This window comes from Pseudomonas sp. RHF3.3-3 (assembly GCF_048069595.1).
GTDB classification, from domain to species: Bacteria; Pseudomonadota; Gammaproteobacteria; order Pseudomonadales; family Pseudomonadaceae; genus Aquipseudomonas; species Aquipseudomonas fuscovaginae_B.
In genome coordinates this window covers 6,947,389-6,972,418 of sequence record NZ_CP182250.1, presented here as the reverse complement: position 1 = coordinate 6,972,418, position 25,030 = coordinate 6,947,389, and the positions used below count along the sequence as shown (strand labels likewise).

Below are 25,030 nucleotides of genomic sequence, written 5' to 3'. Positions count from 1 at the left end.
GAGGGAGTAAGAAGTCTGTTACGAAAAAAGGGCGGGCATTTTAACAGGCTGGACGGATTCTGCCGCGACTCTCCGACATTGTGACGCAATAGGCGATCTAAATTTGCCGGTTTTGTTACTTTCCCGCAGGATGCGCAAAGAATTTAAGGCTATTGTTCAACCTTACCCGGTATAAGGTAGCGGTTGAGAAGTATTCGCATTGTAATCGCTCGATGGCGAGTCATAATGCTTTTCGCCAATGTTTTTTGCAGAGTCTAGGGAGCTAGCTTGTCTACGCCTGTCGAACCCTTGCGTTTGCTGCTGCTGGCCGATGATCCGGCCTGGGCGGCGTTGTTGCGCGAGTGTCTCGCTCCGTTGGGGGGCACGGCCATGCTGGTCAGTGCCACTTCGTGGGAGTTGGTCCGCGGCCTCTTCGATAACGAGCGCGCGGCGGTCCTGCTGAGCGTGCCGCAATTGCAGCCGGCGCCCGGGCGCTGCAGCCTGCCGACCGTGCTGCTGCTCGACGAGGAGCCCGAGGTCGCGCCGCTGGGCGTCAGCGACTGGCTGGTGCGCGATACCCTGGATACCGCGACCCTGCGCCGTTGCCTGCGCCATGTGCATGAGCGCGGGGTGCTGGAAAACACCCTGCAACGCCTGGCCGAGCAGGACCCGCTGACCGGCATCGCCAACCGCCAGGGCTTCCAGACCCTGCTGACCGCGCGCCTGGCCGAGAACGAGGGGCGCGGCCTGGCCCTCGGGCATCTCGACCTGGACAACTTCCGCCATGCCAACGACGCATTGGGCCACCAGGCCGGCGACCGGCTGATCCTGCAGGTGGTCGCTCGGCTCAAGAGCCAGCTGGAAGCCGGCGACCAGCTGGCGCGCCTGGGCAGCGACGAATTCGCCCTGCTGATCGACACCCGCCGTGCGCCGCAACGCGCCGAGTGGATGGCCGAGCGGATCGTCGAGGTCATGGCCGAACCCTACTGGGTCGACGGTGAAAGCCTGCTGATCGGCTGCAGCCTGGGCATCGCCCATGCCCGTGCCAAGGCCGGTGCCGACCCGCTGATGTGGCATGCGCACATCGCCATGCAGCAGGCCAAGAGCACCCAGGGCTGCACCTTCAACATCTTCAACGAACGCATCAACCGTAATGCCCGCAGCCTCGCCGACCTGGAAAGCGAACTGCGTCGGGCGTTGCGCCGCGACGAGCTGGAACTGCACTACCAGCCGCGCCTGGACCTGGGCAGCGGGCAGATCGTCGGCCTCGAAGCACTGGTGCGCTGGCGCCATGGCGAGCGCGGCCTGCTGCCACCGAGCGAATTCGTGCCGCTGGCCGAGCAGAGCGGGCTGATCGTGCCGCTGGGCTACTGGGTGATTTCCCGGGCCCTGCGCGATATGCAGGACCTGCTTGGGCGCGGGCTGGGGCCGCTGCACATGGCGGTCAACCTGTCGTTCCGGCAGTTCCAGGACAGCCAGTTGCTGTCGACCCTGAGCCGGCTGATTGTCGAGCGTGGAGTCGAGGCGCAATGGCTGGAGTTCGAACTGACCGAAACGGCGGTGATGCGTCGCAGCGACCTGGTCAAGCAGACCATGGACGCCCTCGGGCGCCTGGGCGTGCGTTTTTCCCTGGACGACTTCGGTACCGGCTTCTCCTCGTTCGTGCACCTCAACAGCCTGCCGATCGCCCTGCTCAAGGTGGACAAGAGCTTCGTCGGCGGCATGGAGCAGCGCGAAGAGAACCGCAAGCTGGTTCACGCCATGATCAACCTGGCCCACAACCTCAACCTGGAAGTGGTGGCCGAGGGCGTCGAGACGCCGGAGCAACTGGCCCTGCTGCACGGTTTCGGCTGCGATCAGGTGCAGGGCTACCTGATCAGCAAGCCGTTGCCGCTGGAGGAACTGGCGCAGTACCTGACGTCCTGTGCCAATCGGCCGGCGATCGAGGCTGTCTGCTGATCCGGCGCCCACAGGCGGTTAAAGTCTTCCCCTTACGGGGCGCAGTTCATGGCCGCTTGAGCCGATGCCTTCTGTTCGCTTTTGCCCAGCATCCGCTTCATCCGCCATTCGAACGCCAGGGTCAGCCCGGTCGCCGCGCACGCCAGCCCCAGCGCCAGCCCCCACCAGACCCCGGTCGGTCCCCAGCCGAGGTTGAACGCCAGCAGCCAGGCCGACGGCGCGCCAATCAGCCAGTAGCAACCAAGCCCGACCAGGAAGGTGGTCTTGGCGTCCTTGAGCCCGCGGATCGCGCCCATGGCGATGGTCTGGGTGCCATCGAACAGCTCGAACCACGCGGCCACCGCCAGCAGGCTGACCGCCAGTTCGATCACCGGGCGGAACGCCGGGTCATTGTGGTCCAGGAACAGCCCGATCAACTGATTCGGTGCCAGCCAGAACAGCATGGCGAAGGCCAGCATGGCCGCCGCGCCAAAGGCGATCCCGACCCGCCCCGCCCGCCGTGCGTCCAGCAGTTGCCCGGCCCCGTAGTGCTGGCCGATACGCAGGGTGATGGCGTAGGAAATCCCCGCGGGAATCATGAACGCCACCGAGACGATCTGCAGGGCGATCTGGTGCGCCGCCAACTGCGTGCTGCCCATGGTGCCCATGCACAGGGCGGCGAAGGCGAACAGCCCGACTTCCACCGCATAGGTGCCACCGATGGGCAGGCCCAGCCGCCACAGCTCGCGCAGGTACTGACCGTTCGGCCGCGACAGGCCCCGCCGCAGCGGGTAGTCGCGATACGCCGCATGCCGGCGGATATGCCAGGCCAGGGCCAGCGCCATACAGTTGGCGACGATGGCCGTGACCAGGCCGATCCCGGTCAGGCCCAGGAGCGGCAGGCCGAACATGCCGGTGATCAGCGCGTAGTTGAGCAAAAAGTTGGCCACGGTCCCGCCCAGGCTGATCACCATCACCGGCGTGGCCCGCCCCAGCGCACTGGTGAAGCCGCGCAGGGCCATGAAACTCAGGTAGCCGGGCAGGGCGAACGGCAGTACCAGCAGGAACTGGCCGGCGGCCTGCACGTTGCTCGGCGTCTGGCCGAACAGCAGCAGAAGCGGCTTGAGGTTCCACAGCAGCAGGCCGGCGACCAGCGCCATGGCCCAGGCCAGCCAGAGCCCGGCCTGGGCCAGGCGGGTGACGCCCTGCGTGTCGCCGGCGCCGTGCCGGATGGCCACCAGGGTACCGACCGCGGCAATCACCCCGAGGCAGAAGATCGACACGAACGAATAGCTCGCCGCGCCCAGGCCGCCACCGGCCAGGGCCTCGGGACTGAGCCGGGCCATCATCAGGGTGTCGGTCAGCACCATCAGCATGTGCGCCAGCTGCGAGGCGATCAACGGCCCGGACAGCCGCAGGATGGCCAGGAGCTCGGTACGTGCTGGATGCTGCATGATCATCAGACTCGAAGGGGGACAGGAGGGTTAAAGGACTGATTCTCGGCGCTTGCACGGCTTTGCACAAAGGGATAAAAACGATTGCTCGCATGATAAAAACTCATGTATGAGTACCTGCCTGGTGCTGTTCCATCCCGTTCCCGGAAGGTCACGAATGTCTCGTCGTCTGCCCCCTCTCTATGCCTTGCGCGCCTTTGAAGCGGCGGCGCGCTACAGCTCGTTCACCCGGGCGGCCGAAGAACTGTCGATCACCCAGAGCGCGGTCAGCCGGCATATCCGCACCCTGGAGGAGCACTTCGCCTGCCGGCTGTTCCAGCGCAACGGCCGCAACCTGCAACTGACGGAGGCCGCGCGGTTGCTGCTGCCGGGCATTCGCGAGGGTTTCGGTGCGCTGGAACGGGCCTGCGACACCCTGCGCGCCGAAGATGACATCCTGCGCATGAAGGCGCCGTCGACCCTGACCATGCGCTGGCTGCTGGCCCGCATCAGCCGCTTCCGGCACCTGCAGAAAGGCAACGAGGTGCAATTGACCAGCGCCTGGATGGACGTCGACAACGTCGATTTCAACCAGGAACCGTTCGATTGCGCGGTATTGCTCGGCGCCGGGCATTTCCCGCCGGACTGGGAGTCCAGCTACCTGTTCTCCGAATGGCTGATCCCGGTGGGCGCACCGACCCTGCTCAACGACCAGCCCTGGGACGTCGAGCGCCTGGCCGCCACCGAGCTGCTGCACCCGACGCCGGACCGTCGTGACTGGCGCAACTGGCTGGAGCGCATGGGGCTTTCCGAGCGTATTTCCCTCAAGGGCGGCCAGGTGTTCGACACCCTGGAACTGGGGATGATTGCCGCGGCCCGTGGTTACGGCGTGTCCATGGGCGACCTGCTGATGGTGGCCGAGGACGTGGCCCAGGGACGCCTGAGCCTGCCCTGGCCGACGGCAGTGGCCAGTGGTGAAAACTATTACCTGGTATGGCCCAAGACCCGCCCCGGCGGCGAGCGTCTGCGCCGCCTGAGCGACTTCCTGCAAGGCGAAGTCGCCGCCATGGAACTGCCCCAGGTCGAGCGCCTGGGCTGAGCACACGGCCCATCAATCAGATTTCTGGCAGATACCCCTGCAAATTGCTCAAGTATTTCCTTGAGCAGCCGACTGTAGCGACATGGAACCTTCGTTCAGAAAGGCCCCTCACGACTCAACATACAGAAAAGCCGGGTAGCGCCAGGGACAGGGATGACCCGGCCACTCGGTCAGGAGCTGTTCATGCCTCAACCCCGTGCCCGAATCGCCACGCAACTCGGCCTTGCGCTCTCCGTCATCCTGGCAGTGGTGATCAGCGGCAGCACCGTATTCGCCCTGCGTTCGCTGGATTCGGCCAACCTCGACACCCGCGAAGAGCACCTGGCCAGCGAAGCACGTCTGCTCGCCGACCAGTTGAACACCTTCCACGGGACCCTGCGCGAAAACACCCAGCGCCTCAGCGGGCTGTTCGAGAAGCGCTTCAGCAACGGCCTGAGCGCGCGCACCGATGAGCCGGTCAGCGTGGCCGGCACCCAGGCTCCGGGCCTGTACCTGCGCGACAAGCTGCTCAACAACGATTTCACCGAAGTCGACGATTTCAAGCAGATGACCGCCGGGGTTGCGACCCTGTTCGTGCGCAGCGGCGACGACTTCATCCGCGTCAGCACCTCCCTGACCAAGCAGGATGGCAGCCGTGCCATCGGCACCCTGCTCGACCACCAGCACCCGGCCTACGCCAAGCTGATGGCGGGGCAGGGCTATATCGGCCGGGCCCTGCTGTTCGACCGCTACTACATGACCCAGTACACCCCGGTGCGCGACAGCAGCGGCAAGGTGTTCGCGGTGCTGTTCGTCGGTTTCGACTACACCGATGCGCAGAAGGCGCAGTTCGATAACCTCAAGCGGTTCCGCATCGGCACCACCGGTTCCCTGGCGTTGCTCGACGAACAGAAACGCTGGCTGGTACCGCCAGCCGAGGTGAACGACCCCGAGCAGGCGGCCAAGGTGATCGCCGACCTGGCGAAACAGCCCGGCCAGGGGCGTTTCTGGAGCGACAGGAGCGACGACATCTACAGCGTCGCGGTGCCTTTCGCGGATGGCCCGTGGTCAGTGGTGGCGAGCATGCCCAAGGCCGAAATCAGCGCAGTGACCTGGAGTGTCGGTATTCGCCTGGTGCTCGGCAGCCTGCTGGCGATGCTGCTGGCGGTGGGGGCGGCGGTCTGGCTGCTGCGCAGCAAGTTGCGTCCGTTGGGTGACCTAGTGCGCCAGGCCCAGGCCCTGGGCGCTGGCGACCTGAGCGTACGGCTCAATGTGTCGAGCCAGGACGAGATCGGCCAACTGGCCGGTAGTTTCAACCAGATGGGCCAGGCGCTGTCGACCATGGTCGAGCACATCCGCAAGGCGGCCCAGGAGGTCAACGGCCGTGCCCAGGCCCTGTCCGGCCTGTCGAGCGGTGCCTACGAAGGCATGGAACAGCAGTCCGGCGAAATCACCAGCATGGCCGGCGCGGTCGAGGAGTTCAGCGCCACCTCGCTGAACATCGCCGACAACATGAGCAACACCGAGCGCCTGGCCCAGGAAAATGCCCAGCAGACCCGTATCGGCCGCAGCTCCATGGAAGAGGCTTCGTCGTCCCTGGAACAGATCGCCGCGGCGCTGAACAGCACGGCGACGGTGATCAACACCCTGGGCCAGCGTTCCCAGGAAATCGGCGGCATCGTCGGCGTGATCACCTCGATCGCCGAGCAGACCAACCTGCTGGCGCTCAATGCCGCCATCGAAGCCGCCCGGGCCGGCGAACAGGGCCGTGGTTTTGCCGTGGTCGCCGATGAGGTACGCAGCCTGGCGGGGCGTACCCGCGAGGCGACGGACGAGATCTCCAGCATGATCCACAGCATCCAGCAGGAAACCGGTCATGCCATCCAGACCATGGAGCAGGGCAACTCGCTGATGCAGGAAGGCCTGTCGCGCAACGCCAACGTCGCCTCGGCGCTGGCGCGTATCGACGAACAGAGCCGCTCGGCCGGCCAGCAATTCGCGGCCATCACCACCGCCACCCAGGAGCAGAGCAGCACCGCGACCCTGCTCAGCAGCAACCTGCAGAGCATCGCCCTGGCCAACAGCGAACAGCGCGAAGTGGTCTCCAACCTGGCCCAGACCGCGCGCGAGCTGGAGATGCTGGCGGCGGAACTGCGGCAGGAGGTTGATCGGTTCCGTTGAGGCGGCGCCGGTCTTTAGATCCATTCGCGGGCAAGCCACGCTCCTACAGTGCCGAGTCGTACATGGACCCTGTATACGACTCGGCACTGTAGGAGCGTGGCTTGCCCGCGAATAGGCCCTCAACCTCACCGCAGTACCAGCCACTATCCCGGCCATATCAGGCACTACTGGGCCGGTACTGCAACGCCTCGGCCAGATGCTCACGGCTGATTCCCTCTACCTGCTCCAGATCCGCCAACGTCCTTGCCACCTTCAGCAACCGATGCGCTGCCCGCAGCGACAGGGTCAGGCGTTCGCAGGCTGTCTCCAGCCACGTTTCATCGGCTGTGGATAACTTGCAGTGCTGGCGCAATCCCTGCAGATCGAGAAAGGCGTTGGCGCACCCTTGGCGTTGCTGCTGGCGCCGGCGAGCTTGCGCCACCCGCTCGGCCGCCTCGGCCGTGGTGTTTCCCGGCTCCTTGACCGGGCTCAGTGCCGTGGCCTCACGGGCCACGGTCAAGTGCAGGTCGATACGGTCCAGCAACGGGCCGGACAGCTTGTTGCGATAACGCTGGATCTGCTCCGGGGTACAGCGGCAGCGGTTGGTCGGGTCGCCAAGATATCCACAGGGGCACGGATTCATTGCCGCCACCAACTGGAATCGAGCGGGGAAACGTACCCGGTCGCGGGCGCGGGAGATCACGATATGGCCCGACTCCAGCGGTTCGCGCAGCACTTCCAGTACCTTGCGGTCGAACTCCGGCAGTTCATCGAGAAACAGCACGCCATGGTGGGCGAGGGTGATCTCGCCAGGACGCGGTCTCGATCCACCACCGACCAGCGCCGGCCCGGACGCCGAGTGGTGGGGCTGGCGAAACGGCCGCTGCGGCCAACTGCTCAAGGGCACATGACTGGCGACCGACTGGATCGCTGCCACCTCCAGCGCCTCATGCTCGTCCAGCGGCGGCAACAGCCCGGGCAGCCGGCTGGCCAACAGCGTCTTGCCTGTACCCGGCGGGCCGCTGAACAGCAGGTTGTGCGCACCGGCAGCGGCGATCAGCAAGGCGCGCTTGGCGGCGAGTTGGCCCTGGACTTCGCTCAGGTCCGGGTAGGGCTTGGCCTGGTGCAACAGGCCGTTGGATTCGAACGGCTTGATTGGCGCGTGGCCGTTGAGGTGGGCGACCAGTTGCAGCAGATGATCGACGGCAATCACCGTCAGCCCACTGGCCAGCGAGGCCTCCTCGGCATTGGCCAGCGGCACCACCAGCGTACGCCCGGCCGCACGGGCCGCCAGCGCTGCCGGCAACACCCCTTGCACCGGGCGAATGGCGCCGGACAGAGCCAGTTCCCCCAGGCATTCCATGTTGTCCAGCGTCAATGCCGGCACCTGCACGCTGGCGGCGAGAATGCCCAGGGCAATCGCCAGGTCGAAGCGCCCGCCGTCCTTGGGCAGGTCCGCCGGAGCCAGGTTCAGGGTGATGCGCCGGGCGGGAAAGTCGAGGGCCGAATTGAGGATCGCACTGCGCACCCGGTCCTTGCTTTCCTTCACGGCGGTTTCCGGCAGGCCGACCAGGGTCAGGCTCGGCAGGCCATTGGCGAGGTGGGTTTCGACGGTGACGGCAGGAGCTTCCACCCCGACCTGGGCGCGGCTGTGGACGATGGCCAGGGACATGTTTCTTCCTTGAACGTGGCGCGGGTTTGCTACGGTCCTGGAAGGCTAGACGAGTGAGGGGCGGAGCTGGGTGGCTTTGTGTGTCGAGACGATTCGTCTTTACACGATAAGCGTATGCGGGTAGGCATGCATCGCACTGTCATGCGTCACCAGGCTCATCCCTGCGGCAATTGCCTGAGCCACCATGATCCGATCAAACGGATCGCGATGGTGGTTCGCCAGCGTGCCGACGATAAGCCCGTGCTCTGCGGTAATGGGAAGTTCAAGGTAACCGGCATCCAGCAGGGCTCTGCGCAGCACGGCTGGATTGATGCTCACCTCTTGCTCAGAGCGTAAACCGCCCTATCGTGACATTGAGTTCGCCGGCCAGTTGCGCCAGCGTCTGGCTGGCCCCGGTGGTCTGGCTGGCGCGCACGGCGGACTGGGCAGAAAGGTCGCGAATGCGCACCAGGTTCTGGTCGACTTCCCGGGCCACCTGGGCCTGTTCCTCCGAGGCGCTGGCAATCACCAGGTTGCGTTCGTCGATCTCCGCCACCGATTTGACGATGCTCGACAGGGCCTGGTTGGCGGAGGTCGCCTGGCTATGAGTGTGCTCGGCTTGCGAGGTGCTCAGTTCGAGCGCCTTGACCGTGTTGTGCGTGCCGACATGCACCTGCTCGATCATGCTTTCGATCTCTCGCGTGGACTCACCCGTGCGGTGCGCCAGGCCGCGAACCTCGTCGGCGACCACGGCGAAGCCTCTGCCGGCTTCGCCTGCCCGTGCCGCTTCGATCGCTGCGTTCAATGCCAGCAGGTTGGTCTGTTCGGACACGGCGCGAATGACTTCCAGGACCTTGCTGATCGCCTGCGTATGAGCCGAAAGCAACTGGGCTTGCGCGGAGGCGTCACCTACATTGCCCACGAGATGGGTGATCGAGGCCAGCGTCACGTTGAGTTCCTCCTGGCCTGAGCGGGCGGCGCTGTTGGAGGAGCGGGAGGCTTCGGAGGTCGAGGCGGCGTTTCGAGCGACCTCTTCCACGGCCTGGGTCATTTCCGTGACGGCGGTGACCGCCATTTCGATCTCAATATTCTGTGAGTTCAGGTCTGCATGGCTGTCGCGCATCAGCGCATTCAGCTCCTCGGCGGCGGAGCCCAGTTGATTGGCGGCGGCGCCAATCTGGTTCAGCATCGTGTGCAGATTGCCACGCATACGCTCCATCGACTGGAGCAGCAAGGCGGCTTCATCGACACCGTCGATGTCCGCGGCGAATTTTCGCAGGTCGCCGGCGGCGATTTTTTCCGAACTGCCCAGGGCCTGGCCAATGGGGCCTGCCAGGCTGACGATCAGGCGCCAGGCGAGTATCAGCGTATACAGGAGCGACATGACCAGGACGCTGCCGATCACCCACCGGGCACTGCTGTAGGCGGCTTCAGCCGCAGCGGACGCTTGCGCCTTGGAGTCGTCGTTTATCTTTTCAAGTTTCTTAAGCTGTGCCTTGATCTGCTCGGCGGTCGCCACCATTTTGCCTATGATGACTTCCTGGGCCTCTTCGTGCCTGCCGTCCTTCAACAGCTTATAGCCCACTTCCGTGTCTGCGTTGTACGTGGCAAATAGCGCAACAATGCTGTCGACCGCTGATTTTTCCTCTCCGGTACTGATGAGCGGGCGGTACAGGTCGACTGCCGTATTGAACAGTTTCTGCTTTTCCAGAACCTTGGCATAAGCTTCGGGCAGTTTTGCCTGGCCTACCGACAACAAGCGGACCACGTCGGTCCTGGTGTTCGAGAAGGCCAGTGCTATGTCGTCACCCAGTGCGATACCGGGCAGGGAGTCGTTCTCGATTTTCTGCCCTTCTTCCCTCACCTTGGCGATCTGCATCAGGCCGAAAATACCCAGGATCAGGACAATCAGGACAATCGAGCAGAAGCACAGAAGGACCCGATTGGCGATTTTCATTTTTCGCAGCAACATGTATTACCTCGATTCAATGGTCAAAAATCGGATAGTGACGAGATCATCAGGATGTCCTGCCGGGCGTTACATCAATTCGGATAATCTTCGATGACACACTCTCTGGGTATTCCCGGCAAAAAACGCTGGGGCCTGCCAACCAGAAATCCCTGCATCCACGTCGCCGCGCAGCTCACCAGGCGCTCGGTATCACGATCGAACTCCACACCTTCGGCAATCACATGGGGCGCCAATGTCTTGCACAGTCCCACCAAATGCCTGAATGCATCACCCGCTACTTCGCAAGTTCGGGCGCGCTGCAAGTAACCCTTGTCGATCTTGATAATGTCCGGTGATGCCGTACGGATGAACTCAAGAGTGCTGAAGCCGGAACCAAAGTCGTCCACTGCCAGCAGGCAGCCCAAACTTCGCATGCGAATGACAAACTCGGCTGCAGCGTCGTGATTTGACGAAGCGCTTTCCGTTATTTCAATAACGAGTCTTTCAGCAAGTCCGGGCTCGGCCTTGAGTTGCAAGATGATGCTGCGCCACTTTTCGTCCAGCGCCGCACTTTGCGCAGATATATTGCAGCCCAGGCGTATGTCTGGATAATGGCGCAACATGTCGAGCACACTCGACACCACACAATGATCGAGGGCCCTTATGCACTTCCTTTCTTCCAGGACTGGAAACGGGTCGAGCTTCAGGGGGCCAGCGCAGTGCCTCAGCAACCCTTCGTAGTACAGATTGGTATTCGACTCGACCGACATGATCGGTTGGAACGCGAGGAAAAAACGGCCCTGGGCGAGTTCGTCGTAGAACCAGTGAACAAAGTCCGGCGTTTCTTCGGACGAGACGCTACAGAACTCCAGGTCGGAATTCATGTCTGTGTGAGAGACCACTGGCATTACCTCCGCCGGTAACAGACATCTGTGTACTTGATGGGCACGACACCGCTGGGAATGGTGGGAGATGGCTATAAGCTATCATTTGGGCAATGATCACACCGGTGCATTACCTTGCCTAGTGTCTTGAGATCCTTTTATTATGTCCGCTCGCGCAAGTCACCCTCGATAGTTTGGGCTCAGGCGGTACGTGGTCGATAAAAGATCCCCAGGGTGAGCAATGTCTGAAATTGCAGCGAGTGAATCTACTGAGATTACCCAGGCGACCTCGAAGAGAACTCCCAGGATAAAAGAATTTTCTGATTTATATAAATCAAGACTTTCCGAGTTGCTCGAGCAGAACAAAATGGATTTTTCCCGGGTCTATCGTTTCCTTGACGAGGCCTACGAGTGCACAGGGGACATCGATATCGGTCTTGTCGCCTATCAATACGCCAAGCCGTATTTCCTTGGCGTTCCAGGTTACTCGGTGATGTCCAGCCCCACGATTGGCGTCGCGCTGGAGCGTCTGGTGAAATACTATCCGCTGATCACGGATGCATCATTCATCAGCCTGGAAGAACGATTCGAAAAGCTTGCCATTACCGCGCGTCCCAAGGGTTCGTCCGGTTCCCAGGTTCCCCGGTACATCATCGATGCCGCCGCCTCTGGTATTCTCGGGCTGGTTCATTGGCTCGCTCATCCACTTGAAGTCCAGCCGAGTCTGGTGGAGTTGCCTTATCCAAGACCTGTCGATACGACAAGTCTTGAGCGCCTGTTTGGTGACTGCCTGCATTTCGAGGCCGCGCATCTTGGCTTGTCGTTCAGTCAGGATATAAAGAAGGCTCCGGTGTTTACCGGGAACCCTGTCTTTGAAGATATTCATTGCCGATATGCGGATGCGCTGCTGGAAGAGCAGATCAACGGTTCGTTGGTCGAGAAGGTTCGTTCAGTGTTTTCCGCAGGGGTTGCCGAGGGAAGACTGCCCTCGCTTCAGGCGGTGGCGCTCGGCCTGCGCGTGAGTGCACGAACGCTGCAAAAGTCCCTGGAGCGCGAAGGGGTGACCTTCTCCGAGTTACAGGAAAATCTGAGAAAGGAAATTGCCGGTAATCTGTTGTCCATCTCCACATTGAGCCTGAAGGAAATCTCCTCGATACTCGGATTTTGCCAGCCGAGCAGCCTGCACAAGGCCTGTCGGCGTTGGTTCGGCTCATCTCCCGGCCAGCTCAGGGCAACAAACTCCAGGAACCTGCAGGCTGACTGAATTATCCATGCCGACAATCGCCCCCACCTGCGCCCAAGTGGTACTGAGACTGAAGGAGCTGGCGCACTCCAGCTCTCATCGGGTCGACGACCTGCATGCTTCTCTGAGCGAGAGGGCAGCAGGCGGACATCGGGTACGGATAGAAGATATTTCGAACTTCGTGGATATTCTTCAGCGCGACTCGAATAGCCCCGATATCGGTCTGGGCTGCCATGAGCTGTTCCATCCAGGCCAGCTCCAGTCTCAGCTCTACCCGGTGATGTGCAGTGCCACATTGGGCGAAGCCCTGACGAGTCTCTCGCAGTATTCGTCATTGTTATCGGATGGAGTGCCGCTGCTTATCCTGGAGGAATCCGAGTCCTATAGCGTCGTTTTCCTGAGGTTGGAGTTGCTGGGGCTCTGCAGGTCCTACATCGATTGCTATCTGGCCACCATCCTGGGCATCGTCCACTGGCTGCTCCCCTTGCAAAGGGTCGTGCCGGTCGCGACAGCCGTGAGTTATGACGCGCCGTCCGACCGCCATGAGCTGGAGGCTCTTTTCGGCAGGAATCTGCGGTTTTCCAATCTGGTCAACAAGATCACCTTCTCCGCCAGGGACTGGCACCAGAGGTTGCCGACTGCCTCCCTCGAGCTGAAACTGCATTATGAGCGCCTGCTCAACGCCGAGCTTCAGAACACGCCGGTGAAGATGTCGTCGGTGGTGAAGAACCATATCGTCGTGGGCTTGGCAAAGGGCATTGTCGTGTCTCTCGAGAGTATCGCGAGTGCCCTGAACCTGACCCCACGAATGCTGCGCAACCGGCTGGATGATGAGTTGACCGGCTTTCGCGAGCTTCTGGACGAATGCCGCTTCCAACTGGCCAGTCACTTGATCGGCGCGACGGATCAGGGCCCGGCGACGATTGCGCAGAGTTTGGGATTCACTGAGATCAGCAGCTTCTATCGCGCCTGCAATCGGTGGTTCGGCTGCTCTCCCGGCGTCTATCGCCTGAAAGCAGCCCGGGCACGTTCGCCCCGGGCTGAAACGGTCAGTTCCCTTTGATCTGCTCTGCCTCATCCGTATCGCTGGCAAACAAGCGCGCCAGTTCCACCCGCGCTTCCTGGGCGGTCTGCATGACCTTCGAGCGGTCGCCACGTACCAGGTGCTGGGCCGCCAGGGTCTCTTCGTCGTGGGTCATGAACTGCCGGATGCGGCGTTCCGCCTGAGCTGAGCCAAGGCCCAGGCCTTCCAGGGCACGGCGGGTCATTTCCAGGCTGGAGTAGTAGGTTTCGCGTACCGGCTCGGCACCGGCATCGAGCAGTTGATGCACGTGCTGGCGGTTGCGCGCGCGGGCCAGGACCTTGACCTGCGGATACAGGCGCTGCACGGTTTCTGCGGCCTTCACCGCCTTCTCCGGGTCGTCCAGCGCGACGATGAAATACTCGGCTTCACCGACCTTGGCGGCGCTGAGGATTTCCGGGCGCAGCGGGTCGCCGTAGAACACCGGCACGTGCTCGAAGTTGCGGGTCATCTCGATGGTATCGACCGAGGTGTCCAGGCCAATGAACGGGATGCCCTGGGCATGCAGGATGCGTGCGACGACCTGGCCGACGCGGCCCATGCCAGCGATGACCACCCGCGGGCCGTCGCTCTTGATCTTGCGCAGTTCTTCCGGCACTTCCCGGGCCTGCTGTGGCGGGGCCTTGATGAAGCGGGCGCAGGCCATCAGCAGCAGGGGAGTGACGGCCATCGACAGGGTGATGGTCATGATCAGGGTGTCGTAGGTACGGGTGTCGAACAGGCCGAGGTTCTGGCCGAGCTTGAACACCACGAAGGCGAACTCGCCGCCCGCGGCCAGCACCATGCCCAGGCGCAGGGCGGCGATGCGCGACAGGCCACCGGCCATGCGTCCGACGAACATCAGCAGCGGCAGCTTGATGACGATCAGCAGCAACGTCAGGCCGACGATCAGGCCAGGGTTTTCGAACAGCAGCGGCAGGTTCGCGCCCATGCCCACGCTCATGAAGAACAGGCCCAGCAGCAGGCCCTTGAACGGCTCGATCTGCGATTCCAGTTCGTGGCGGTATTCCGAGTCGGCCAGCAGCAGGCCGGCGAGGAACGCCCCGAGGGCCATCGACACGCCGGCCAGTTCCATCAGCCAGGCGGTGCCGATCACCACCAGCAGTGCGGTGGCGGTGGCGACTTCCGGCAGGCCGGTGCGGGCCACGGCGCGGAACAGCGGACGCAGCAGGTAGCGGCCACCGACCACCACCACGGCGATGCTGCCGAGGACCTTGAGGCCATGGACCAGGCCGCTTTCGCCGGTTTCCTGCACGCCGGTGACCGCCAGCAGCGGCACCAGGGCGATCAGCGGGATGGCGGCGATGTCCTGGAACAGCAGGATGGCGAAGGCGAGTCGGCCGTGGGGGCTGTTCAACTGGCGGCTCTCGGCCAGGCTTTGCAGGCCCAGCGCGGTCGACGACAGGGCCAGGCCCAGGCCGAGCACGACCGCCGCCTGCAGGCTCTGGCCGAAGGCGGCCATGGCCACGGTGCCGATCACCAGGCCGGTCAGCAGCACCTGGGCCAGGCCGACGCCGAACACCGCCTTGCGCATCAGCCAGAGACGCTTGGGCGACAGTTCCAGGCCGATGATGAACAGCAGGAACACCACGCCCATCTCGGAGAAATGCGCGACGTGTTCAGCATTGCCCATCAGCTTCAGCACTTGCGGGCCGATCAGCACGCCGGCCAGCAGGTAGCCGAGCACGGCACCGAGCTGGAGGCGCTTGGCCAGGGGGACGATGATGACGGCGGCCATCAGGAAAATGACCGAGGCCTGCAACAGGCTGCCTTCATGGGGCATGGGAGAATTCCCTTTCTTCAGTGAGACGGTGGAAGCCCGCCAGCAGTGCAGCCTGGCGGGCCTGTGTTCGCAGGGATCAGCCCAGGGTGCGTTGTGGGGCCTTGTGCACCATGGTGTAGGCGTAGTCGACGCCCATGCCGTAGGCGCCGCTGTGCTCGCGCACCAGGTCCATCACGGCATTGTAAGTGTCCTTGTGGGCCCAGTCGCGTTGGTATTCGAGCAGCACCTGCTGCCAGGTCACCGGAATCGCGCCGGCCTGAATCATCCGCTGCACGGCCATGTCATGGGCTTCCTGGGTGGTGCCGCCGGAAGCGTCGGTGACGATGTACACCTCGTAGCCTTCGGCCATGGCTTCCAGGGCCGGGAATGTCAGGCAGACCTCGGTCCACAGGGCGGCCATGATCAGTTTCTTGCGACCGGTGGCTTTCACTGCTTCCACCAGCTTCCTGTCTTCCCAGGAGTTCATCGAGCTGCGCTCGATCGGCTGGGCGCCCGGGTTCACGCCCAGCAGCTCCGGCCAGATGTAGCCGCTGAAGCTTTCGGTTTCCACCGAGGTGTAGATCGTCGGCACGTTGAAGATCTTCGCCGCCTTGGCCAGGCCTACGGTGTTGTTCTTCAGCGTTTGACGGTCGATCGATTGCACGCCGAAGGCCATTTGTGGCTGGTGGTCGATCAGGATCAGGGCGGAGTTGGTTGGGTTCAGCAGTTCGCGGTTGGACATGATTGAGTTCCTTTTTGAGTCGATAAAGTGGGTGAAGCGAATTCGGCACCGGCCTGGCGTTTTGCTCAGTGGCTGCGGTATGGGTGTACTTTAGGGGTGATCCATGATCGAGACAATTAGGCAGAAATGAGAATGATTGATTCTAAAATGGGGACAATATTTTCAAGGCTCGAATGACTGCTGAACCAGCCTGGCTGGGCCTTTGCGAGAGGGGAGTCGGGAGAGGGAGGACGTGACAGGCCAGGGCGGCCTGTCACGTCGGCTGCTGCGGGATCCGGCGTTACGCCTGGAAGTCCTTGAGCAGTTGATCGGCAATACGGATGCTCAATGCGGCGCCGGTCAGCGTGGGGTTCACGCAGGACGACGACGGCATCACGCTGGTGCCGGCGATGAACAGGTTGGCGTGGTCATGGGCGCGACAGTCACGGTCGACCACCGAGTTCTTCGGATCGTCGCCCATGATGGTGGTGCCCATGATGTGCTGGCGGTTCTGGAAGCCCACGTCGGTGCTGAGGATGTCGGCGTCGAGCAGCTTGGCGAACTGCTTGAAGTCCTCCAGGGCCTTTTCCTTGCCGGCGTGCCAGTAGTCCGGGACGCTGTAGTAGATCTCCGGCACCGGCAGGCCGATGGCGTCGAACTTGGTCTTGCTCGGCGTCACGCGGTTTTCCGGCAGCGGCAGGGTCTCGAAGTCCACCGCCCAGTTCAGCGAGCGCGCCGATTGCAGGCGGATCTGCTCGTCGAGTTTCGAGCCGAGCACGCCCTTGGCGATCAGGTTGCTGGTGATCTGCGAGGTGGGCACCGTGTTGCGCACCTTGATCTTGTAGCTCGGGTAATCCTTGCGGAACCCGCCGTCGCGGCTGTTGAGGTACACCAGCAACTGGGTCGGGCCTTCGCCGGGCCACATGTCTTCCTTGGTCATCACGTTCATGCTGATGCCGGTGTGGTCCATCAGGTTGCGACCGACCTGATCGGACGAGTTGGCGATGCCGTTCGGGTACTTCTCCGAGGTGGACATCAGCAGCAGCTTCGGCGATTCGATGCCGTAGGCCGCCAGCACGAAGTAGCGGGCGGTCAGGCGGTGCTGGGTTTTGTCCGGGCGCATGTACCAGATCGCGCTGATCTTGCCGTCGTCGCCAGCCTCGATCTTGTACACCACTGAGTTGTCCAGCAGCTTGGCGCCATGGCGCTCGGCTTCGTCGATGTGCATGGAACCATCGTACTTGGCGGCAATCGGGCAGACCGGGTTGCAGTTGTTGTTGCCGGCGCATGGCGGCCGCTTGCCGTAGGGGCGGGTAGCACGGCCGTTGGGTTCGAGGATCGGGTTGTAGCCGCCCTTGCTCAGCATCGTCGACAGGCGCTTGAACATGTAGCTCGGCTTCAGGCCCGCCATCGGGTAGGGGATGGAGCGTGGCGGGAAGGCCGCGCCGCCCTGGCCGCTTTCGTCCTGGCCGTCGACGCCGGACACGCCCAGCTCGGTTTCGGCGCGGGCGTAGAAGGGTTCCAGTTCGTCGTAGCTGATCGGCCAGTCACGCCCGCGCCCGTACAGGCTGTTGAGGCGGAAATCGTTGGGCAGCATGCGCCACAGCGATGAGCCGAAGTGCCAGGTGGTACCGCCGACCACGCGCAGGTACGAGGTGTTGTATTTTACCGGGCCGACCTGCTGCAGGTAGTCGCCATAGGTGGAGGGCGCGTGCGGCAGGCTCGGGTACGGCGAGCCGGCGCCTTGCAGCTTGGCGTTGGCCAGCGACAGCTTGACCGGGGCGTTGCGGAAGGTTTCGACGATGTCGCGGCGGTTCACCCGAGGGCCGGCCTCGAGGACGATCACGGACTTGTTGGCCTTGGCCATCTCGGCGGCGATCAGGCCGCCCATCACGCCGGAGCCGATGACGATCACGTCGGCGTCGTACGCAGCACTGCTCATAGTTGGGTTTCCTGTCTATCGGTTGGCTTGTTGCCCCAGGAGTCGGGGCCACCGCCGTAGGTGGGAATGGCGAGGATGCCGTGGGTCGGGGCGTACATCAGCGCCTCGGAGTAGCTGACCAGTTCGGCGTCGGCCAGCTCGCCGACGATGCCCAGGTACCAGGCGGAGATGATGCTGGTGGCGGTCGCCTTCAGCGACGCATCCGGGTTGGGCTGGGCCAGGTATTCATCCACGTGCTTGAAGCCTTGCGTGGCGATCAGTTGGCGCAGGGCGCCGACGTTTCCGGCGAAGTTCGGCGCACGCTTGCTCAGCGCGCGGTAGTAACGCGCCGCCAGCACCGGGTTGACCGGGCGGCTGACGAGGAACTGCGACAGGGCGATGAAGTCCTGATCGTCCGCCGCCAGTACCGATTGCCACGGCGCGAGGCTGCCGACCAGGGCGGCCAGGCCCAGGGTCACCGAACCGCGCAGCAGGCTGCGGCGGGAGAGGGTGTGCTTGTCAGTCATCGAAGTTTCCATGGTTCAGGCCTCCAGGCGCCGACGACGAGCCTTGAACCTGAACAACGCCAGGATGACCAGCAGGCCGAGAATGATCAGGCCCGGCACGCTGTACTGCGCCAGGACGGCGAGTGGCGCCTTGGGGCCGCCTTCGCGCACGCGCGCCACGTCGGCGGCGGTCACGGTTTTTTCCGGGTTGCCGTAGTGGGTCAGCACGTAGTTGCTGACATCGGCGATTTCCTGGTCGCTGAGGCGGTCGGTGTAGAACGCATTGGGACCGAAGCCCGGCATGTCGATGGCGACGCCGTCGACCTTGCGGTGCACGCCATGGACGATGGTCGCGATCAGGTTGTCGGCACGGCTGGTGGCGGTGTTGTGGAACAGTGACGGGTACTCGCGGTTGCCCTGGCCGTTGGCCTGGTGGCAGTTGGCGCAGGTGCCGCTGAAGATGTGCCAGCCCGGGTTGTCCTGCGGTTTGCCGCCGCGCAGGGTCAACTCATCGCTGGAAGCCTGGCCGAAGGTGTGGCGGGCCTGGCGCTCGCCGCCGTCGACCGGAGTGGTCTGAAGCAGGTAGGCGGCGATGGCCTTGAGGTCGTCATCGCCCAGGTATTGCAGGCTGTGTTCGACCGCCTCGGCCATCGGCCCGGCGGCCTGGGCCTTGCCCTCGACGTGGCCGGTGCGCAGGTAGGCGACGATTTCGTCGCTCGACCAGGCGCCGATGCCGCTGGTCTTGTCCGAGGTGATGTTCGGCGCGAACCAGGCGCCCAGCGAGCCGCCGGACAGCGCCTTGTCGTTGTTGGCGGCCATCAGCACGTTGCGCGGTGTGTGGCAGGTGTCGCAGTGGGCCAGGGCGTTGACCAGATAGTCGCCGCGGTTGACCTGGGCCAACTTGGCCGGATCCGGGGTGAAGCGTTTGTCACTGTGGAACAGGGCGTTCCAGCCGATCATCGAGGCGCGGATGTTGAACGGGAAGTCCAGCTGGGTCTTGGGGCTTGGGGCATCCACCGGTTTCACTTCATGCATGAAGTACTGGTAGAGCGCGGCGACGTCGCTGTCGGTCATCTTCGCGTAGGAGGTGTACGGCATCGCCGGGTACAGGTGGGTACCGTCCGGCGTCACGCCGTCGCGTACGGCGCGGGCGAAGTCCGCCTCGCTGTAGTTGCCGATCCCGGCGCTTTTGGACGGGGTGATATTGGTCGAGTAGATCACGCCCATGGGCGAGTTCAGCGGATAGCCGCCAGCGAACGCCTTGCCACCGGCACTGGTGTGGCAGGCCACGCAGTCGGCGGCCACAGCCAGGCGCTTGCCCGCCGATGCGTTGGTATCGAGCGCCTCGGCGTGGGCTCCCAGGCTGACGGCCATCAGGGCCAGCCACCCGGCCAGGGTATTGCTTATGGGTCTTGCCTTCTGAACGCCAGGCAACAGCCGACCCATCCTTTGCGGATGCATGTGTAACTCCTCACGGTTTGACTTGCGCGCGTGACGCCCGGTTCGTGTCATTTTCGTGACCGAACAACTGGTGTCATACGACATCGTATGTTTGCGATTAATATTTCACATGCTGTAACATTTAACAACGATAATGGCAAAAAGCCATTACGTATTTGTTTAAGTAAATGGCTCTGGAATGCATGTTTCAGAGGGTAGGTGGCCTGCCGTGTCATGCGCGCGACGCGGGGGGCGAGAAGGAAGTGATCCCATCAAGCTTGCGGGAAAAACAGGTGTTCGGCTTGTGCGTTTGTGCTGTGGTACGACGTCGTTGGCTGAATGACCTTGCCATGCGCCAGGCGTGTCCGTGTTGTTGTCGGGCGGACTCGAGCAGCGAAGGCATCCCCACACAGGCCCGTCACCCGGTTGTACGCGGGGGCAGGGAAATGCACACATGAACAGGGACGCTCTACCGGCGCCCACAAGGATCCACCGATGAACTGGCTCAACGATGCAAAGCTTTCGACCAAACTGATTTCCTCCTTTTTCCTGTGCGCGCTGATCACGCTCGCCGTGGGCATGCTTGGCATCAGTGGCGTTTCCGCACTGTCGGCGCGCCTGCAGGCGGTGTTCAGCAACAACCTGGTTTCGGTCGCCAACACCTCGCAGACCAAGACCAAGGCGGTCGGCCAGACCCGTGACATGTACCGGCTGTATGTCGCCACCGCGGGCAATGCCCCGCAGAGCGTCAAGGATGAGTTCCTGGCCTCGATGAAAGCCAACCAGTTGGCCAGCGAGCAGGCGTTCGCCGCCTACCGCAAGGGGCCGCTGGCCGAGGACGAGCGCATTGCCGGTGACCAGATGGCGCGCGACTGGCCGATCTACCAGGCGCTGGTGCAGCGCTATGTGGCGATGATGGCGGCGGGCGACCTGGAGAACGGCCGCGTCTTGCTGCTGGGTGACCTGCAGAAGGCCTACCGCAAGGTCATGGACCAGTTGACCATCATGATCGACTCCAACGATCGCCAGATCAGCGAGGACGCCAAGGCGGCGGCAGCCCAGGAGGCGACGGCCAGGGCGGTGCTGTACAGCGGTATCGGCATCGCCTTCATTGCGGCCGTGCTGCTGGGCTTTTTCATCAGCCGCCTGATCAGCCGGCCGATCGCCACTGCGGTCGACTGTGCCCAGCGCATCGCGGAGGGCGACCTGACCCAGCGCATCAGCAGCCACGGCCGCGACGAGGCCGGCCAGTTGCTCAAGGCCCTGGGCGACATGCAGGACAGCCTGAAGAACACCATCCAGCAGATCGCCAGCGCCGCCGACCAACTGGCGTCCGCCGCCGAGGAACTGACGGCGGTCACCGATGACGGCAGCCGGGCGCTGACCCGCCAGAATGACGAAATCCAACAGGCCGCCACCGCCGTCACGGAAATGACCTCGGCGGTCGAGGAAGTGGCGCGTAATGCCGTGTCGACTTCACAGGCTTCGCAGTCGACCAGTTCGCAGGCCAGCAGCGGGCGCGACCAGGCCCGCAGCGCGGTGCAGGCGATCAACAACGCGACCCGGGAAATCACCTCGTCCACCGGCCTGGTGAAGGACCTGGCGGTGCAGGTGCGCGATATAGGCCAGGTGCTGGACGTGATTCGTGGTATCGCCGAGCAGACCAACCTGCTGGCGCTCAACGCGGCCATCGAGGCGGCCCGCGCCGGTGAGCAGGGCCGCGGCTTTGCCGTGGTCGCCGATGAGGTGCGGGCCCTGGCGGCGCGGACCCAGGCGTCCACCGGCGAGATCGAGGCCATGATTCATGCGGTACAGGACCGGGCCGACAGCGCGGTCGAGGCCATGGGCAAGAGCCAGGCGCTGGTCACCGAGACCCAGGATCTGGCGCGGGCCACCGGTGAGGCGCTGGAACAGATTGCCGACGGCATCGCGCAGATCAACGGCCGCAACCTGGTGATCGCCACCGCGTCCGAGGAGCAGGCCCATGTGGCTCGCGAGGTGGATCGCAACCTGGTGAACATCCAGGATCTTTCGACCCAGACTGCCGCCGGGGCGAATCAGACCAACGCGTCGAGCCAGGAACTGTCGAACCTGGCGCTGTCCTTCAACTCGCTGGTCAGCCGTTTCCGGCTCTGATTCCACTGGGCCGTCCGGCCCGGTTTGTCGCCTGGCGCCATAACGGCGCCGGGTGCTTCATTCCTGGGTGGGCGCCAGCCGTGCTTCCAGTTCGGCGACCTTCGCCTCCAGGCTCTCCAGGCGCGCACGGGTGCGGGCCAGGACCACCATCTGGCTATCGAATTCTTCCCGGCTGACCAGGTCCAGCTTGCTGAAGCCGCTCTGCAGCAGGGCCTTGAACTGGCTTTCGATTTCGTTGCGCGGCAACGGGCTTTCGCCACTGAACAGGCGGGAGGCTTGACCGCTCAGGGCGTCGAGGAAGTCTTTGGGCGCGAGCATGATGTGGATTTCCGGATACAGGGTCGGCCCAGTGTACCACGCAGTGTCTATAGTGATTTTCGTGGGCGGCGGTGCACGCTTTTTGCGCAGGCCGCCGGGCGCCCGCGCACCGTTGTTGTGCGTGCCATTGGGGCGTGGCGCGGCTTTTCCCTGGCCATGAGGGGCAAGAGCTTGAAAATCATGGGTTTTGCAGAGATGGCAAGGTTTCTGCTTAGACACTCATGACCCATGCACTGATGCAGTCGCTGTGACCAGGCAGTGCGGCGGGCTCGGCCAATCGGCAACGGTTGGCTGACGTCGACGGGCTGATCAGGGCTGACGGCGCGTTACAAAGCCAGGCACTGCGCTTAGACTTGAGTCGGGTTTGTTTTCCTGGGGCAAGTCCACCAATTCGGGAGAGAGTTTCATGAAGCTAGTCACTGCCATCATCAAGCCGTTCAAACTGGACGATGTGCGCGAGTCGTTGTCCGAGATCGGCGTGCAGGGCATTACCGTCACTGAGGTCAAGGGCTTCGGTCGGCAGAAAGGCCACACCGAGCTGTATCGCGGCGCGGAATACGTGGTCGACTTCCTGCCCAAGGTGAAGATCGACGTCGCCATCGACGACAAGGATCTCGATCGGGTTATCGAGGCGATAACCAAGGCCGCCAACACCGGCAAGATCGGTGACGGCAAGATCTTCGTGGTCAATCTGGAACAGGCTATTCGCATCCGTACCGGCGAAACCGATACCGACGCCATTTAAGCCGCCCAAACCCCAACGCCCCAGGAGAAAACAATATGACTCTGCGTAAATTCGCAGGGCTAGGAGCCCTGTTGTCCCTAATAATGCCAGCCATGGCCATGGCGGCGGATCCTGCTCCCGCGCCCGTGCTCAATGCCGGTGACACCAGCTGGATGCTGACCTCCACAGCCCTCGTGCTGTTCATGACCATTCCGGGCCTGGCGCTGTTCTATGGCGGCATGGTGCGTTCGAAAAACATTCTTTCGGTGATGATGCAGTGCTTCGCCATCACCGGCCTGATCACCATCCTGTGGTTCATCTACGGCTACAGTCTGGCGTTCGACAGCACCGGGATGGAAGCCGGCGTGGTCAATTTCAATTCCTTCTTCGGCGGCATGAGCAAGGCGTTCCTGGCCGGTATCACGCCTGCCAGCATCACCGGTCCGGCGGCGTTGTTCCCCGAGGCCGTGTTCGTCACCTTCCAGATGACCTTCGCCATCATCACTCCGGCGCTGATCGTCGGTGCCTTCGCCGAGCGCATGAAATTCTCCGCGATGCTGATCTTCATGGGCGTCTGGTTCACTCTGGTCTATGCGCCGATTGCGCACATGGTCTGGGGCGGCGCCGGTTCGCTGCTGGGCGACTGGGGCGTGCTGGACTTCGCTGGTGGCACCGTGGTGCACATCAACGCCGGTATCGCCGGTCTCGTGGCCTGCCTGGTGCTGGGCAAGCGCAAGGGCTACCCAACCACTCCGATGGCCCCGCATAACCTGGGCTACACCCTGATCGGCGCGGCCATGCTGTGGGTCGGCTGGTTCGGCTTCAACGCCGGTTCCGCTGCCGCGGCCAACGGTACCGCCGGCATGGCGATGCTGGTGACCCAGATCGCCACCGCCGCTGCCGCGCTGGGCTGGATGTTTGCCGAGTGGCTGACCCACGGCAAGCCAAGCGCACTGGGTATCGCCTCGGGCGTGGTTGCCGGCCTGGTTGCCATTACGCCGGCTGCCGGCACCGTCGGCCCGATGGGTGCACTGATCATCGGCCTGGCCGCTGGCGTGGTGTGCTTCTTCTGCGCCACTTCGCTCAAGCGCAAGCTCGGTTACGACGATTCCCTGGACGCCTTCGGCGTGCACGGCATCGGCGGTATCCTCGGCGCGATCCTGACCGGTGTGTTCGCCGCTCCGTCGATGGGTGGCTTCAACGCCGCGACCACCGACGTGGCCGCCCAGGTCTGGGTACAGTGCAAGGGTGTTGGCTTCACCGTCATCTACACCGCGATCGTCACTTACGTGATCCTGAAAGTGCTGGATGTAGTGATGGGCCTGCGGGTGACCGACGAGGAAGAATCGGTCGGTCTCGACCTGGCACAACACAACGAGCGCGGCTACAACCTCTAAGCGCCTCGGAAAAAAATGCCCGGCTTGCCGGGCATTTTTTTGTCCGGATTTTGTCCATGCGAAAAGGCCTGAAAGGATTTATCCAGAGGCATTGCGGACAAAACACCGGGCCCTGTTCCCATGGGGCAATGGCTTACAGCATGGCAGGCGTATTAGGCGCTTTGCTTTTTTCCTGAGCGCGCTAGAATGCGCGCCGATGGGCGGAGAACTGTATGTGGCAACAGACACTGATCACCTTGCGGGCCAAGCCCCGGGGTTTTCATTTGGTGACCGATGAGTTGCTCGCGGGCCTGCCTGAACTCAAGGCATGTCGGGTCGGTCTGTTGCACTTGTGGCTGCAGCATACCTCGGCCTCGTTGACCATCAACGAGAATGCCGATCCGGCGGTTCGTCGCGACTTCGAGCGTTTTTTCAATCGACTGGTCCCGCAAGGCGACCTCGACTATGAACACAACGACGAAGGTGCGGACGATTTGCCGGCGCACTTCAAGGCCAGTTTGCTAGGCTGTCAGCTGACTTTGCCGGTAACGGCGGGGCGGCTGGCGCTGGGTACCTGGCAAGGCGTCTATCTTGGCGAGCACCGCGATCATGGCGGTGCCCGTAAAGTCCTTGCCACCCTTCAGGGTGATGGGGCATAAGCCGCTGGACACCAGTGGATGTTGATTTTTTTCCGGCAGCCTTCGACAGTCGGCATAGCTGGGCTATAA

20 protein-coding genes and 1 pseudogene are annotated in these 25,030 nt (G+C 63.1%); 9 read left to right on the top strand and 12 right to left on the bottom strand.

Going from position 1 to position 25,030, the window contains the following annotated elements:
- Positions 1-267 precede the first annotated feature (267 nt).
- Positions 268-1,938 (top strand): putative bifunctional diguanylate cyclase/phosphodiesterase, encoded by a 1,671-nt coding sequence (locus ACMGT0_RS30790; RefSeq protein WP_054064598.1) that lies wholly within the window; start codon positions 268-270, stop codon positions 1,936-1,938.
- A gap of 32 nt (positions 1,939-1,970) precedes the next feature.
- Here the strand turns inward: ACMGT0_RS30790 and ACMGT0_RS30785 are convergent, their stop codons facing one another.
- Positions 1,971-3,377, bottom strand: coding sequence for a NorM family multidrug efflux MATE transporter (locus ACMGT0_RS30785; RefSeq protein WP_416770992.1), 1,407 nt, complete (start codon positions 3,375-3,377; stop codon positions 1,971-1,973).
- A gap of 151 nt (positions 3,378-3,528) precedes the next feature.
- Here ACMGT0_RS30785 and ACMGT0_RS30780 point away from each other — a divergent pair, with 151 nt between their 5' ends.
- Complete coding sequence (locus ACMGT0_RS30780) at positions 3,529-4,449, top strand: LysR substrate-binding domain-containing protein (RefSeq protein WP_054064597.1); 921 nt, start codon at positions 3,529-3,531, stop codon at positions 4,447-4,449.
- Between the two features lie 183 nt (positions 4,450-4,632).
- Complete coding sequence (locus ACMGT0_RS30775) at positions 4,633-6,609, top strand: methyl-accepting chemotaxis protein (RefSeq protein ID WP_416770990.1); 1,977 nt, start codon at positions 4,633-4,635, stop codon at positions 6,607-6,609.
- 157 nt (positions 6,610-6,766) lie between these two features.
- On the opposite strand, the gene ACMGT0_RS30770 is transcribed toward ACMGT0_RS30775, so the two are convergent.
- The 5 genes and pseudogenes from ACMGT0_RS30770 to ACMGT0_RS30750 form a co-directional block, all read right to left on the bottom strand.
- Positions 6,767-8,260, bottom strand: coding sequence for a YifB family Mg chelatase-like AAA ATPase (locus ACMGT0_RS30770; RefSeq protein ID WP_416770988.1), 1,494 nt, complete (start codon positions 8,258-8,260; stop codon positions 6,767-6,769).
- 99 nt (positions 8,261-8,359) lie between these two features.
- Entirely contained in the window at positions 8,360-8,578 is a 219-nt protein-coding gene (locus ACMGT0_RS30765; protein ID WP_416770986.1) for a type II toxin-antitoxin system VapC family toxin, read from the bottom strand.
- A gap of 7 nt (positions 8,579-8,585) precedes the next feature.
- Positions 8,586-9,290 carry a methyl-accepting chemotaxis protein gene (locus ACMGT0_RS30760; RefSeq protein WP_416773586.1) on the bottom strand — a complete coding sequence of 235 codons (705 nt, stop codon included), beginning with the start codon at positions 9,288-9,290 and terminating at the stop codon, positions 8,586-8,588.
- A 387-nt stretch (positions 9,291-9,677) separates the two neighbouring features.
- A pseudogene (locus ACMGT0_RS30755) lies at positions 9,678-10,196 on the bottom strand (MCP four helix bundle domain-containing protein); the annotation flags it as partial.
- A gap of 86 nt (positions 10,197-10,282) precedes the next feature.
- Positions 10,283-11,074 carry an EAL domain-containing protein gene (locus ACMGT0_RS30750; protein ID WP_416770985.1) on the bottom strand — a complete coding sequence of 264 codons (792 nt, stop codon included), beginning with the start codon at positions 11,072-11,074 and terminating at the stop codon, positions 10,283-10,285.
- Positions 11,075-11,315: 241 nt separating this feature from the next.
- Here ACMGT0_RS30750 and ACMGT0_RS30745 point away from each other — a divergent pair, with 241 nt between their 5' ends.
- Positions 11,316-12,338 carry an AraC family transcriptional regulator ligand-binding domain-containing protein gene (locus ACMGT0_RS30745; RefSeq protein ID WP_416770983.1) on the top strand — a complete coding sequence of 341 codons (1,023 nt, stop codon included), beginning with the start codon at positions 11,316-11,318 and terminating at the stop codon, positions 12,336-12,338.
- Between the two features lie 7 nt (positions 12,339-12,345).
- Complete coding sequence (locus ACMGT0_RS30740; protein ID WP_416770981.1) at positions 12,346-13,380, top strand: AraC family transcriptional regulator ligand-binding domain-containing protein; 1,035 nt, start codon at positions 12,346-12,348, stop codon at positions 13,378-13,380.
- On the opposite strand, the gene ACMGT0_RS30735 is transcribed toward ACMGT0_RS30740, so the two are convergent.
- The 5 genes from ACMGT0_RS30735 to ACMGT0_RS30715 form a co-directional block, all read right to left on the bottom strand.
- Positions 13,367-15,181 (bottom strand): monovalent cation:proton antiporter-2 (CPA2) family protein, encoded by a 1,815-nt coding sequence (locus tag ACMGT0_RS30735; RefSeq protein WP_054063621.1) that lies wholly within the window; start codon positions 15,179-15,181, stop codon positions 13,367-13,369. The genes ACMGT0_RS30740 and ACMGT0_RS30735 overlap by 14 nt on opposite strands.
- Before the next feature lie 76 nt (positions 15,182-15,257).
- The gene (locus tag ACMGT0_RS30730; RefSeq protein WP_054059374.1) at positions 15,258-15,902 is read right to left on the bottom strand and encodes a hydrolase; all 645 of its coding nucleotides are present in this window, start codon (positions 15,900-15,902) and stop codon (positions 15,258-15,260) included.
- A gap of 280 nt (positions 15,903-16,182) precedes the next feature.
- A complete protein-coding gene (locus ACMGT0_RS30725; protein ID WP_054059373.1) occupies positions 16,183-17,823 on the bottom strand; it encodes a GMC family oxidoreductase in 1,641 nt (546 codons plus the stop codon).
- On the bottom strand, positions 17,820-18,329 hold the full coding sequence (locus ACMGT0_RS30720) for a sorbitol dehydrogenase family protein (protein ID WP_239688020.1): 510 nt from the start codon (positions 18,327-18,329) through the stop codon (positions 17,820-17,822). The genes ACMGT0_RS30725 and ACMGT0_RS30720 overlap by 4 nt, the downstream gene beginning before the upstream one ends.
- Positions 18,330-18,344: 15 nt before the next feature.
- Positions 18,345-19,769 (bottom strand): cytochrome c, encoded by a 1,425-nt coding sequence (locus ACMGT0_RS30715; RefSeq protein ID WP_239688019.1) that lies wholly within the window; start codon positions 19,767-19,769, stop codon positions 18,345-18,347.
- A gap of 474 nt (positions 19,770-20,243) precedes the next feature.
- Between ACMGT0_RS30715 and ACMGT0_RS30710 the strand changes: the two genes are divergently transcribed.
- On the top strand, positions 20,244-21,884 hold the full coding sequence (locus tag ACMGT0_RS30710; RefSeq protein ID WP_273825881.1) for a methyl-accepting chemotaxis protein: 1,641 nt from the start codon (positions 20,244-20,246) through the stop codon (positions 21,882-21,884).
- 57 nt (positions 21,885-21,941) lie between these two features.
- Here ACMGT0_RS30710 and ACMGT0_RS30705 read toward each other — a convergent pair whose 3' ends face one another.
- A complete protein-coding gene (locus ACMGT0_RS30705) occupies positions 21,942-22,202 on the bottom strand; it encodes an accessory factor UbiK family protein (protein WP_054059369.1) in 261 nt (86 codons plus the stop codon).
- A 406-nt stretch (positions 22,203-22,608) separates the two neighbouring features.
- Between ACMGT0_RS30705 and glnK the strand changes: the two genes are divergently transcribed.
- From glnK to ACMGT0_RS30690, 3 genes are all read left to right on the top strand, one after another.
- On the top strand, positions 22,609-22,947 hold the full coding sequence (gene glnK / locus ACMGT0_RS30700) for a P-II family nitrogen regulator (RefSeq protein ID WP_002555808.1): 339 nt from the start codon (positions 22,609-22,611) through the stop codon (positions 22,945-22,947).
- A gap of 35 nt (positions 22,948-22,982) precedes the next feature.
- Positions 22,983-24,323 carry an ammonium transporter gene (locus ACMGT0_RS30695; protein ID WP_054059368.1) on the top strand — a complete coding sequence of 447 codons (1,341 nt, stop codon included), beginning with the start codon at positions 22,983-22,985 and terminating at the stop codon, positions 24,321-24,323.
- A 212-nt stretch (positions 24,324-24,535) separates the two neighbouring features.
- Positions 24,536-24,961 carry a secondary thiamine-phosphate synthase enzyme YjbQ gene (locus ACMGT0_RS30690; protein WP_054059367.1) on the top strand — a complete coding sequence of 142 codons (426 nt, stop codon included), beginning with the start codon at positions 24,536-24,538 and terminating at the stop codon, positions 24,959-24,961.
- Positions 24,962-25,030: the final 69 nt, after the last annotated feature.